General features: G+C 50.5%; 10 protein-coding genes. 4 read left to right on the top strand and 6 right to left on the bottom strand.

Annotated elements, in window-relative coordinates:
* Positions 1-30 precede the first annotated feature (30 nt).
* Positions 31-450 carry an OsmC family protein gene (locus tag LLH06_RS09930; RefSeq protein WP_228173212.1) on the bottom strand — a complete coding sequence of 140 codons (420 nt, stop codon included), beginning with the start codon at positions 448-450 and terminating at the stop codon, positions 31-33.
* A gap of 351 nt (positions 451-801) precedes the next feature.
* Between LLH06_RS09930 and LLH06_RS09925 the strand changes: the two genes are divergently transcribed.
* The 4 genes from LLH06_RS09925 to LLH06_RS09910 all read left to right on the top strand — a co-directional run bounded on the left by LLH06_RS09925 (position 802) and on the right by LLH06_RS09910 (position 6,442).
* A complete protein-coding gene (locus LLH06_RS09925) occupies positions 802-1,518 on the top strand; it encodes a DUF4932 domain-containing protein (RefSeq protein ID WP_228173211.1) in 717 nt (238 codons plus the stop codon).
* A 140-nt stretch (positions 1,519-1,658) separates the two neighbouring features.
* The gene (locus LLH06_RS09920; protein ID WP_228173210.1) at positions 1,659-2,564 is read left to right on the top strand and encodes a DUF1338 domain-containing protein; all 906 of its coding nucleotides are present in this window, start codon (positions 1,659-1,661) and stop codon (positions 2,562-2,564) included.
* Positions 2,565-2,569: 5 nt separating this feature from the next.
* On the top strand, positions 2,570-5,488 hold the full coding sequence (locus LLH06_RS09915) for an FAD-binding and (Fe-S)-binding domain-containing protein (protein WP_228173282.1): 2,919 nt from the start codon (positions 2,570-2,572) through the stop codon (positions 5,486-5,488).
* A gap of 252 nt (positions 5,489-5,740) precedes the next feature.
* Positions 5,741-6,442: a sulfite oxidase-like oxidoreductase gene (locus LLH06_RS09910; RefSeq protein WP_228173209.1), complete on the top strand. Its 702-nt coding sequence runs from the start codon at positions 5,741-5,743 to the stop codon at positions 6,440-6,442.
* Between the two features lie 30 nt (positions 6,443-6,472).
* Here LLH06_RS09910 and LLH06_RS09905 read toward each other — a convergent pair whose 3' ends face one another.
* The 5 genes from LLH06_RS09905 to LLH06_RS09885 all read right to left on the bottom strand — a co-directional run bounded on the left by LLH06_RS09905 (position 6,473) and on the right by LLH06_RS09885 (position 13,226).
* Positions 6,473-7,252: an SDR family NAD(P)-dependent oxidoreductase gene (locus LLH06_RS09905; protein ID WP_228173208.1), complete on the bottom strand. Its 780-nt coding sequence runs from the start codon at positions 7,250-7,252 to the stop codon at positions 6,473-6,475.
* Positions 7,253-7,319: 67 nt separating this feature from the next.
* Complete coding sequence (locus tag LLH06_RS09900) at positions 7,320-8,294, bottom strand: polyprenyl synthetase family protein (RefSeq protein WP_228173207.1); 975 nt, start codon at positions 8,292-8,294, stop codon at positions 7,320-7,322.
* Positions 8,295-8,308: 14 nt separating this feature from the next.
* A complete protein-coding gene (gene rnr, locus LLH06_RS09895; protein ID WP_228173206.1) occupies positions 8,309-10,459 on the bottom strand; it encodes a ribonuclease R in 2,151 nt (716 codons plus the stop codon).
* A gap of 90 nt (positions 10,460-10,549) precedes the next feature.
* Positions 10,550-12,316 (bottom strand): ABC transporter ATP-binding protein, encoded by a 1,767-nt coding sequence (locus LLH06_RS09890; protein WP_228173205.1) that lies wholly within the window; start codon positions 12,314-12,316, stop codon positions 10,550-10,552.
* Positions 12,317-12,524: 208 nt separating this feature from the next.
* Positions 12,525-13,226, bottom strand: a complete 702-nt coding sequence (locus LLH06_RS09885; protein ID WP_228173204.1) for a 3'-5' exonuclease — start codon at positions 13,224-13,226, stop codon at positions 12,525-12,527.
* Positions 13,227-13,254 lie beyond the last annotated feature (28 nt).

The following is a 13,254-nucleotide window of genomic DNA, read 5'->3' as shown; positions in this document are numbered from 1 at the left end:
GGCCAATCTTAACATGCGGAGCAATGCTCGTTAGATGATCTTTGTCTCGAGCTTGATGTTGCCTGCCAACAGTTTATGAATGGGGCATTTTTCGGCTATGCTGAACAAGCGTTGGGTCTGCTCCTCGGTCAGGTCGCCTTTGAATTGGATGCGGGTCTCGATTTGGTTGCCATCAGGCACCTCAAATACCTCGAGGTCGATGTTGATCTCATCCACCACCCACATCTTACGGTCGATGTACATGCGCAGGGTAATAGCCGTACAGCTGCCCAGGCTTGAAAGCAACAGCCCGAACGGGTTCATTCCTAAGTTGGTGCCGCCGAGCTCGGTAGGCTCATCAGCTATGATAGCGTGGCTGCCGCTGTGTACCACTGTTTGATAATGAGCCCGGGCTATGCTGGCCTTTGCTGTGGCCTTAGATGTTCCTTTAGTTGAGGTATCGATCTCCATTTATAGATGTATTTTTTTGGGTTTGGCAATTAAGGCATCGTTAAGCAAGATACCGCGCTAAAAGTATGAACTTTTCCCTCAAAGCCGCATCACGATCAGGCTTCAATATTCCCCAATAATTCCCCGCTTTTTTCCCGTTACGGGTAGTGGTCCGTGGAAAGTTAACCACAACGCAAAAAAAGCGATATTGTTCGCGAAAGTTATGGCACGGCTAAAAATGGCCTTTTTGATATCGTAGGATCACTTTTCGGGGTGAGTAAGACAGGCATTCAGTTAAAAGGCATTTAACTTGCCTATATCTTATCACATAACAACAACAATAATTACAACAACATTTTTAAGACCCCTGATATGAAAAAGAACTTTACTTTCGCCGCTATCATCATCTCAGCAGTAGTTTTCTTCAGCAGCTGCCAAACTCAAAACATCGCTTCTCGCTTCACTTCTAAATATGCTAAAGCGAACACCGGCAAGGTGGTAGCACAAAGCTCTGAAGCAGTAGAATTAGGCTACACCATGCTGGCTTTGACCGAGCTTGCTCAAAAAGATACCAACATGGTAGACCACAACAGCGCTTACTATACCGAACTGATGAAGTTCTTCGGTAAACATCAGAACGACAAAGGTATACAACAGCTAAATGCTCAACTGACCCGCAACCCTGAGTTCGTGAAGAACTATGTTGATGGCCTGTTCGCTTTCCAAATGAATAACGGCCGCTTTGGTTTAAAAGCCGATTACCGTATAGACCTGAACAAGATCGATTTCAAACGCTACGGTAGCTTACTGGAAAAATTCTACCACGCTACCAACTTCCACAGCTTCTACATGCAACACCAGGACCTGTACGCTCAAATGGTGCAAAAAGCTAACGAGCAATACAACATGGCCAACCTGCAAAGCACTGTCAATGCAAAAGGTTTCCAAGTGGTAGTGTCTCCACTGACCAAAGCTACCAGCACCTTGACCATAAAAGGCAGCGCTTATACCGAAGGTGTGATCTTCGCAACCGTTAATATGAACAACCTGAACGCTGCCCCACAACAAGTGTTGGCCAGCAAAGAATAACACTCTATCGCACCCTGTATATTCATCATATCAATGCCTGAACGGCCGTGCTTTGTAGTGCGGCTGTTCGGCTTTTATGGGCTTCGCGTTCTTGGTCGCGGGTAAAACAGCTATATTTACCTAACGTATATCATCGACCTATGAATTTTGACCAGGGAACACCCTTAGATATATTCCTCAACATGCTTTTCGACCGCTACCAGGCCAAGGTGCCGGCGGTCAAACGTATCACTGATGCCATGATCGCGCAAGGGATCGTGCGTGAGCAGCACGAGATCGTGAATGATCATATCGCTTTCCGTGCGTTAGGAGTGCCTAACCTGGGTATCGCATCGTTCGAGAAGATATTTTTGCACCATGGTTACACCAAGCGCGACCATTATTATTTTGAAGCCAAAAAGCTGAACGCCTATTGGTATGCACCACCAGCGGAAAGGTACCCACGCATCTTCATGAGTGAGCTGATGGTGGATGAATTATCGCCGGAGGTTCAAAGCATCATACATCGCTACACTGATCACATCACTACCGACCCGGTCGATCAGCTTGACCTGAACGATGGTGAAGCGATAGGAGAGTTCTTCCACCGCTCACTGTGGCAACTGCCCACCAGGAGCGACTATCTTACATTGCTTAATGAAAGCGAGTACGCCGCGTGGGTGATCTACAACCGCTATTACCTCAACCATTATACGATCAGCGTGCATGCGTTGAAGGACGGCTATGATACCATACAACGCTTTGACGACTTTGTAGAGGGCTTAGGCATAAAGCTGAACGATGCAGGCGGTAAGATCAAGGTCAGCGCGGATGGCCTGCTCAAGCAAAGTAGTACCGTGGCAGAGATGCAGGAGGCGACCTTTGCCGAAGGCGATACTATGAGCATCGCCGGTAGCTACGTGGAATTTGCCGAGCGGTTGTCGCTACCTCAATTCAGCGATGTCCCGGCGGAGGCGTTGACCGCAGCACAAAGGCGCGAGGGTTTCGAGACCACTAACGCCGATAAGATATTCGAAAGTACCTACACGGAGCAAACGCGCTCATGAGCGGCATGGACCAAAAGCTGACGGAGCTTGCCAGCCGTCTGTCGTGCGAACTGTATACCGACCTAACCATCCGGACGCTTTACGCTACCGATGCATCGGCCTACTCGGAGATGCCGCTGGCGGTGGTCACGCCACGGTCGGTTGATGACATCAAAGAGCTGATCCGTTTTGCAAGGGCAGAGGGCACTTCGCTGATCCCGCGTGCTGCTGGCACCTCGTTGGCTGGACAGGTAGTGGGCAATGGCATCGTGGTCGACGTATCAAAGCATTTTACGGGCATTTTAGAGGTGAACGAGGCCGAGCGCTGGGTGCGTGTGCAGCCTGGTGTGGTGCGCGATGAGTTGAACCTGTACCTCCAACCGTACCAACTCATGTTCGGTCCGGAGACCTCCACGGCCAACCGAGCCATGATCGGTGGCATGGTGGGTAACAATTCCTGTGGATCCAACTCGGTGGTTTATGGCAGTACACGTGAGCACCTGCTTGAAGTTAAAGCACTGCTGAGCGATGGTTTGGAGGTCACTTTCAACACGCTGACCTTTGACCAGTTCATGGACAAATGTCATGGCGATACCCTCGAGGCTCAGATACACCGGCACATCCGCAGCACCTTGAGCAATTATGAGAACCAGGTGGAGATACGGCGGCAGTTCCCCAAGCCAAGCATCGAAAGGCGAAATACCGGCTACGCGATCGACGTGTTACTGGAAACCTCGCCCTTTACAGCCAATGGGCCAGATATCAACCTATGTAAGCTCATTGCCGGGTCGGAAGGTACGTTGGCTTTCATAACCGAGATCAAGCTGAACCTGGTGCCTATCCCCACCACGGTAAGCGGACTGCTTTGCATCCATTTCAATAGCATTGATGAAGCATTGCGGGCCAACCTGATCGCCTTGCAGCACCATCCCCGCGCCAGTGAGCTGATCGATCACTATATATTGGAGCGTACCAAAGATAACCCCGAGCAAAGTCAGAACCGGTTCTTTGTACAGGGCGATCCTGGTGCCATTTTGGTAGTGGAGTATGCCCGCGACACTCGCGAGGAAGTGATCGCTTTAGCGAAAGAAGCAGAGAAGCAAATGCGAGAGGCCGGGGTGGGCTATCACTTCCCATTGCTTTTTGGCGATGACACTAAACGTATATGGACCTTGCGCAAAGCCGGTTTAGGATTGCTCAGCAATATGCCGGGCGATGAAAAGCCGGTGGCCGTGATCGAGGATACTGCCGTGGATGTGCATGACCTGCCCGCGTACATAGCCGACTTTAACCGAATCCTGAAAAAGTACGGGCTGTATTCGGTGCATTATGCGCACGCAGGATCAGGGGAACTACACCTTCGCCCGATCATCAATTTGAAGACCGAGGAGGGCAACCGGCTGTTCCGCACCATAGCGCAGGAGATAGCGGCGCTGGTTAAGCGTTATAATGGCTCCTTGAGCGGCGAACATGGCGACGGCCGGTTACGTGGCGAGTTCATTGAGCAAATGATCGGCACGCGCAATTATGAGCTGATCAAACAGATCAAGAACACTTGGGACCCTCACTACATCTTTAATCCTAATAAGATCGTTGACACGCCGCCCATGAATACCATGCTGCGTTACCGACCGGGACAGGGTACGCCGGAGTTCAAAACGGTGTTCCGCTATCATGGGCAGAACGTATTGCAGCATGCTGAGCAATGCAATGGTTCGGGTGATTGTCGCAAGTCGCACTTGATGGGAGGGACCATGTGTCCATCATATATGGCCACACGCAATGAGAAGGACACCACTCGCGCGCGCGCGAACATCTTGCGAACCTTCCTGACCAATTCGGATAAGCTGAACCGGTTCGATCATCCGGAGATCAAAGAGGTGATGGACCTTTGCTTAAGCTGCAAAGGTTGCCGGTCGGAGTGCCCATCCAATGTGGACATGGCCAAGCTAAAGGCAGAATTCTTACAGCATTATCAGGATGCCAATGGCGTGCCTTTGCGGTCGCGCATCATTGCCGGTTATGCGGCATCGGCCAGGTTCGGTTCGTTGTTACCAGCCGTGTACAACTGGTTCATGAGCGATGAAGGCATTGGCAAGATGACCAAAAAGATGGTGGGTTTTGCCGAACAAAGAAGCATTCCACTCATTAGTTCAATTACCTTACGTAAATGGTTTAATTGTCTGAAAAATAAGTATATAAAAAACGAACACTCAAAAAAAGTATATTTATTCATTGATGAGTTCACGAACTATCAGGACGTGAATATCGGCATCAATGCGGTGGAGTTATTGCAGCGTTTAGGTTATTTGGTATTGTTACCGCAACACACGGAGAGCGGCCGGGCTGCTATATCAAAAGGCCTGTTACGGAAAGCAAAAAATATCGCTCAAAAGAATGTGCGCTCGTTGGCGCCGCTGATCAGTGCTGATACGCCGTTGATCGGGATCGAACCCTCGGCTATACTGACCTTTAGAGATGAATACCCTGACCTGGTAGACGATGACCAGTTAGCCGATGCAAAGGCACTGGCTCAGCATGCATTGTTGATCGACGAGTTCCTTGCCGATGAGGCGGCTGCGGGGCGCATCAGGGCTGATCAATTCACTACAGCGAAGAAACACATCAAGTTGCATGGACATTGCCAGCAAAAGGCCTGGAACGCCTTGACGGCCACGCAAAAAATCCTGACGTTGCCATCGGGCTACACCGTTGAGACCATCCCGTCAGGATGCTGCGGCATGGCCGGCTCGTTCGGTTATGAGAAGGAACACTATGAGCTATCCATGCAGATCGGCGAACTGGTGCTGTTGCCCTCGGTCAGGAATAGCCAACCTGATACCATCATTGCGGCTACAGGTACCAGCTGCCGCCACCAGATCAAAGATGGTGCAAGCATCAGAGCTATGCACCCGGTAGAGATACTGCATGATGCTTTGCTTTGATAAATACTCTATTTATGCAGATGTAAGTAACTATAATACTGTAAGTTATATAGATAATAATAACTCCAATTTGGGAATAGTGGAATACACTTTACATTTGACCAAGCGCTTATAAAGCAATAATATCGTCCGTCTCGCTTACAATGGTCGGGTGATTACTTGAGCTGATATCTGATAACGGGAGTTCAACTTCTTTTAAAAAGAAAATGACCGGCATGGACCGGCTTTGGTATCGATAGCTTAAATTTGAATATGACCGACAACGATAAACTGCAACGGATCGTGGATGCCCGCATGAAACTCAAGGCACGTTTTGAAGAGCAGATGCGTGGCACGCCTTCAGTGGCCGACGATGCGCCAAAAGGTTCCGGGCCTATCAATCGTCATGGCATGCCGGCTATCCCTATCGGGCAAACGGCTACCATGAAATGGCCGGTGCTCGACCTCGGTTACCAACCCAACATCTCGTTAGATCGCTGGCGGCTGACCATTGATGGCGCAGTGGAGAACCCCGTAAAGCTGACTTGGAAGCAATTCATGGATATGCCACAAACCAAGGATACGTCTGACTTTCATTGTGTGACCACCTGGTCAAAACTCAACATGCCGTGGAAGGGTGTGAGCCTGCTTGATCTTGCCGCGTTGGTGCAGCCCAAAGATGATGCGACCCATATTATGTGCTACGGGTATGATACCTATAGCACCAACCTGTCATTGACCGAGGCCTTAAAGCCTGATGTGCTGTTGGTACACACCTTTGAAGGCAAACCGCTGCCCGTTGAGCATGGCGGACCGGTGCGTATGATCACGCCTCAGCTTTATGCCTGGAAAGGCGCCAAATGGATCAAGCGTATAGAGTTTATGACCGAAGACAAGCATGGTTTTTGGGAAGACCGAGGTTACTCAAATACGGCTTACCCTTGGCGAAACGACAGGTATGATGATGAAGAATAACTAATGATCAGAGATGTTCAATAGAGCCTTCTACCGGGCTCCTTTAGCACGGTTGAGCATCAACTCACCGTCGACAAATTGCGTGGTGCCTGTGAGGTAACTCGCATCATCAGACGCCAGGAAAACGGCCACTTTGGCTACATCCTCAACCGTACCCGACCTTTTGAGTGGTATGCGTTGCTCCAGTTCCTCACGATAGGGTCGGTCGTCCATGGCCCTTTGATTCATCGGTGTCAAGATCATGCCGGGCGCGATGTTATTGACGGTGATCTGTTGGTCAGCTACCTCCAGTGCTAATGACCGGGTGAACCCTCGTAATGCAGCTTTTGAAGCACAATATTCGGTCTTGCCGGGGCTCACCACCTCTTCATGTATAGAACTAATATTGATCACTCGCCCGTAGCCGCCCGCCTGTAGGCGGTGCTGCACGAACCGCTTACAAATCAGGAACGTACCGAACAAATTGATCCTCACCGTCCGCTCGAATTCTTCGAAACTCAGCTCGTGGGTGAATTTATCTGCACTTCGTACACCTGCGCTATTGACCAGAATGTGGATGTCATGATGCTTTACTAATGCTTGATCGAACAAAGAAGCAACACTGTTTTCGTCGCTCACATCAGCTTGTATCATAGTACACTTGCAGCCGTGTTCTTCAACAACGCTATAGGTCCTCTGCGCCGCCTCGTGGTCGGCCAGGTAAGTGATGATCACATCCGCACCCTGCGCAGCAAATTCAGCAGCGATGCTTTGGCCGATACCTGATTCGCCACCTGTGATCAGTGCTACTTTGCCTTCCAGCTTTTTCATTGATGATGGGCTAATCGGTATAAGGTCATTTACGGTTGCAATTGAACAATGACATCTTAAGCTCCGTTTACTTCTCCCGAACCATCAATCCGTCGGCAAAATCGCGCAGGTATTGCTTACGCTCGATAGGCAGGCTGATCTTGTCCAGTGCATTAAATGCTTTTTCGGCAAATTCATGCATGGCTTGCTCGGCAGCTTGTTTGATGTTTAGGCGATCGTAGATAGCGGTCACTGCCGATACCTTTTCCGCAGGGTCGGCGTCGGTGGTCTGTAGCCAGCGGTCAAGGGTGTCCTTGTCCTCACCGGTGGCCAGTTCAAGTGCCCTGATCAGCAAAAAGGTCTTTTTATTAGAGATGATATCGCCGCCTACCTGTTTGCCGAACTTGTCGGGGTCGCCGTAAACGTCCAGTATATCATCTTGTAGCTGAAAAGCGATACCCAACTGCTCGCCAAAGGTGCAAAGCAGGTCGGCATCGGTCGTTGAGGCACCACCGATCAGCGCGCCGATCTTTAATGCACCACCCAATAACACGGCCGTTTTAAGGCGGATCATATTCAGGTAGGTATCAACGGCCACGCTGTCCTGACGCTCAAAGTTCATGTCGAATTGTTGTCCCTCACAAACGCCAATAGCGGTCTTGTTGAACACATCGATCACCTGGCGCAGGATGGCATCATCTACCTGCATAATGAACTGGTAAGCTTGTACCAGCATCACATCGCCCGATAGAATGGCCACGTTAGGGTCCCATTTCTCGTGCACGGTCATTTTGCCACGACGTAGCGGGGCATTGTCCATAATGTCGTCGTGTACCAGCGTAAAATTGTGGAACACCTCGATGGCCAGTGCCGGGTTGATGGCCTTTTGCACATCGCCACCAAATAGGTCGCAGGCCATGAGCAATAGGGCGGGACGCATGCGCTTGCCGCCGACAGATAAGATGTAAGTGATGGGCTCATACAGTTCAGACGGCGAAGCAGGGTGTTCAAGCCCAGCAACAGCGTCCTCGATCAGTTGCTGCAGATCAGTAAGTCTATTCATAAAATAATGCGGTGCTAAGATACTTGATCTTGCACCAGCGAGAAATCTATTTGTTTTTTTGTGAGGTCTACCTTTTTTACCTTTATGCGCACCTGGTCGCCCAGTTGATACACCTTCTTTTTACGCTGACCGATGATGGCATAGTTCTTTTCGTCGAGCGTATAAAAATCGTCAGAGATGTCACGCAAGCGGATCATACCCTCGCAGTTGTTCTCGATGATCTGCACGTACATACCCCATTCGGTAACGCCCGATATCACGCCATCAAATATGCTACCGATGTTGTCTTGCAGGTATTCGGCCTGTTTGTATTTAACTGAGGAGCGTTCCGCATCGGCCGCTTTCTTTTCCATCTCCGAGCAGTGCTTGCTCAATACCTCGTAATGCTCGGCGTTGACCGATTGGCCACCTTCCAGATAGTGCAACAACAGACGGTGCACCATCACATCGGGGTAACGGCGTATAGGGGAGGTGAAGTGCGTATAATGGTCAAACGCAAGGCCATAGTGGCTGCTGCTTTTGGTGGTATATACCGCTTTCGCCATCGAGCGTATGGCCAGTTGGGTCAGTACGTTCTGTTCTTTTTTGCCTTCCACATCGTGCATGAGGTGGTTGAGCGACTTAGCGATCTCCCTATCCGTACGCATGTTGATCTTGTAACCGAACCGGGCCGCGAATTGGGCAAAATTGCCCAGCGTTTCAGGGTTAGGTGCATCGTGTGCGCGGTAAACAAAGGCAAATTTCTTTTTACCCTTGCCTTTTTTGCTCACAAATTCGGCCACCTTGCGGTTGGCCAGCAGCATAAAGTCTTCGATCAGCTTGTGGGCATCTTTGCGTTCTTTCACATAAACGCCTACCGGTTTGCCTTGCTCGTCCAGTTTAAATTTCACTTCGGTGCTTTCAAAGCTGATAGCGCCGTTCTTGAACTTGGCCTCACGTAGCTTATATGCCAGTGCGTTCAGCGTATGTATCTCTTCAACGTGGTCTCCCTGGCCGGTCTCGATCACTTCCTGCACCTCTTCGTAAGTGAAGCGGCGGTCGGAGTGGATGATCGTTTTGCCGAACCATTCGCTCAATACCTGACCCGCATCGTTCATCTCGAAAACGGCAGCGAAGGTCAATTTATCCTCATGCGGGCGTAACGAACATAAGCCGTTCGACAAGCGCTCAGGCAGCATCGGTATCACGCGATCGACCAGGTAAACCGATGTAGCCCGTTCATAAGCCTCCTTATCCAGTGCCGAATCAGGTTCGATGTAGTGAGCTACGTCTGCAATGTGCACACCAACTTCATAATTGCCGTTCTCCAGTTTTTGAAAGGAAATGGCATCATCAAAGTCCTTGGCATCAAAAGGGTCGATGGTGAAGGTCAGTACAGGCCTGAAATCGCGGCGTTTAGCGATCTCCTCGGCCGATATCTCCTCAGGTATCGCCTCCGATTCACGTTCCACCTCGGCAGGGAACGAGAGCGGGAAGCCGTACTCGGCCAGGATGGCGTTCATCTCGGTATCGTTCTCACCCTCGGCACCTAATACGGTCTTGATACGACCGATAGGGTTCTTGGCGTCCTTTGGCCAGTCGGTGATCTCGGCAACGGCTTTTACGCCATTCTTGGCACCGTTCAGGTCACCCAACGGTATAAAGATATCGTGCAACATCTTGCGGTCATCCGGGACAAAAAATGCGAACCGCTCGGAGAGCTTCACCACACCGGTGAACTCCATTTTAGCGCGTTTGATGATCTCCATCACTTCGCCTTCCTTGCGCTTGCCTTTACTTTTGGCGTACACATATACCTTTACACGGTCGCCGTTAAGGGCGGTGCGCAATTTGCGTGGAGCTACGTAGATGTCGTTCTCGAACTCATCGTCGGTCACGATAAAGGCCGAACCGTCAGCGGTCATATCCACCTTGCCTTCAACAAAGGTCTTCAGTTCCACGATCTTGAATTTGCCGGGCGCTATCTCCTGTAAGGTATTCTTGCGCGCTTCGTCTTTCAGGATCTCCAGTATGGTCTCGCGCGATTCGGGTTCGCGTATGTTGAGTTTCGAGGAAACTTGCTTGTAATTCAGGGCCTCTTTTTGGCCATTCTGTTCAAATACGTCCAGCACAAGCTGCGTAAGTACTTGTTTTACAGAATTATTGATGTTTTTCTTTTTAGACATTTAGTGTAACACTATAGGGCTAATATACACGATCAATGTGTATACAGCGTATGGGTAAATAACAATCGTAAAGCAGTAAAGTTGCGCCAATTATGAGGCGATGCTGATCTGCGGAATAGAAGCGATAAGCTTTTGTGTGTAAGCGGTTTTGGGGTGTTCAAATAAAGCGTCAGGTTCGGATATCTCCTCGATCTGGCCTTTGTTGATCACCATGATCCGGTCAGATATATGGCGGATCACCGACAGGTCATGCGAGATAAATATGTATGTAAGGCCGAGCTCTTGTTGCAACTGGCGCAGCAGGTTCAGGATCTGCGCCTGTACCGATACATCAAGGGCTGAGACAGACTCATCGCAAATGATGAAGCGCGGTTCCAATGCCAGTGCGCGTGCGATCACCACACGCTGCCGCTGCCCACCCGAAAATTCATGCGGATAACGGTCAAAATGTTCGGGCAGTAAGTTGACCCGTTGCAACAATTCAAGCACCTTTTGCTTACGTTGCGCATCATTGCCATGCAACTGATGTACCTGCATAGGCTCCATCAGCAACTGGCCAATGGTTTGGTGCGGATCGAGCGAGGAGTAAGGGTCCTGAAAAATGATCTGTACCTCGCGGCGCATTGCACGCAGCTGATCTTTGTTCAATTTCAGCAGGTCGGTACCATTGTAGATCACGCTGCCTGCGGTAGGTTCGATCAATCGAAGTATACTCCGGCCAAGGGTCGTTTTGCCGCTGCCCGATTCGCCCACCAGGCCCAGCGTTTCTCCGGGGTATACCTCGAACGTGATGTCGTTCACGGCTTTGATCGGTTCCTTACGTTTGCCGAACCAGCCCGACCGAACAGGGAACCAGGTACATAAGCCGTTTACTTTTAAAAGTGGTTCCTGCTTGTATAATAGTTGCTTACGTTCACTTACCTCTTGTTCAGCATAAGCAAAGCGTTGGTTCACTGCAGCTATGCTGAGGCCTGTGCTGGCCAGTTGTCCATCGGGCCTTGTCTCCAAAAAATCGCCGATCACCGGCAGCATTTTCAGGTGCTGTTTGGGCGATGGCCGGCAGGCCAATAAGCCTTGTGTATATGGGTGCTTAGGATCGGTAAAGATGTATTTTGCCGTGCCACTCTCAACCATGTTGCCCTTGTACATCACCAGCACCTCATCGGCGATCTGGCTTACCACGCCCAGGTCGTGGGAAATGAAGAGCAGCCCCATGTTGCGTTCGGCCTTGAGTTTGAGCAACAGGTCAATGATGGTCTTTTGCACGGTCACATCCAATGCGGTGGTCGGCTCATCGGCAATAAGCAGTTCAGGGTCGCAGCTGAGGGCCATGGCGATCATCACGCGCTGGCGCTGACCGCCCGAAAGTTGATGCGGGTAGCTGTCAAATATAGCTTCGGGGCGGGGGAGCTGCACCTCCTTAAAAAGGTCGATCGCTTGTTGCCGTGCAGTGGAGGGGTCTGATCCACGGTGCAACTCAATAGCCTCCGTGATCTGCCTTCCGCAGGTGATCACCGGGTTAAGCGAGGTCATGGGTTCCTGAAAGATCATGGCTATGCGGTTGCCTCGTATGCTGCGCATGTCCTTTTCAAAGGCATTCACGATGTCGATATCATCGAATTGGATGCTTCCGCTGATCTGAGTTCCAGACGCGTTGAGCAGGCGCATGATCGCGAGTGAGGTGACCGACTTGCCTGAGCCTGATTCGCCCACAATGCCGAGCGTATGGCCACGCCGGATCTGAAAGGTAATGCCCTTCACCGCCGCGAACCAACCGTCCGACGTTCTGAATTTGATCTGCAGGTCAGTGATGTTCAGCATTGCCGGGGTCAATATAGGCAAAATAATGGGATACATCGGCGTTTCTTATTGGGGCGGCAAGACACACCCCTGCCTTTGCTCGGTCCGGTACGCCCCCTCTCAAGAGGGGAGTTTAAAGCCATCAGGAAATAAAACCCGTCATGCCGAACTTGTTTCGGCATCTCCTATTCAAGTTAACTAAGTGGTTGTGTAGCGATCCTGTCAATGGGATGCTGAAACGAGTTCAGCATGACAAGGAGCATTGTTAGCCAACAACGGTGATCATGTCATCCGTTAGCAGATCCTCATTGTTAAAGCGTTTAAGGAGTTGCGCGGTGGTGATCACGTCCTTTTGGCAATAATTGCAAATGCGGGGCAGGTCATCCTCGTTCCAGTACACGTGGCCTACCATGCTGCCGTCAATATCATCTTTTGGGGTAGGGATGTCGAATACGGCTGCCAGCAGGTTCAGTGAGGTAAAGTTCTTGTGGTCGCCAAATTTCCAAAGGTCCATAGTATCCAGGTGGAACACCTCCCATGGCTTCTTACCGGCTATCCGGAGTTGCGGCGGTAGGATCACACCGTTCACCAGCATGCGGCGGCAAATGTATGGCAGGTCAAATTCCTTCACATTGTGCCCGCAAAGCACCATGTTTGGCGAGCGGCCGTGTAACATCTCGGCGAAAGCCTCCAGCAAGGCGCCTTCATCATGCCCGGCAAATGACCGTACCCTGAAGCCGCCTCCACGGGTGAACACACCGACCGATATACATATGATCTTGCCAAATTCGGCCAGGATGGCTGCGTTACGGTAAAAATCCTCCGCTGTTTCTTCCTTGCGCTGGTAGGTGGTCTTTTTATCCCACAGGGCCTTGAAATGCTCGGGCACCTCGTTAAAATGACGGTATTGCGATACGGTCTCGATATCGAGCACCATCAAATTATACCAGTCTAAATTATCGAGCATAGCAATTAGTGGGAGTTGTAATAACACA

Origin of the sequence: Mucilaginibacter daejeonensis, assembly GCF_020783335.1 — a bacterium.
GTDB lineage: Bacteria > Bacteroidota > Bacteroidia > Sphingobacteriales > Sphingobacteriaceae > Mucilaginibacter > Mucilaginibacter daejeonensis.
This window is presented reverse-complemented; position numbering and strand designations above follow the sequence as displayed.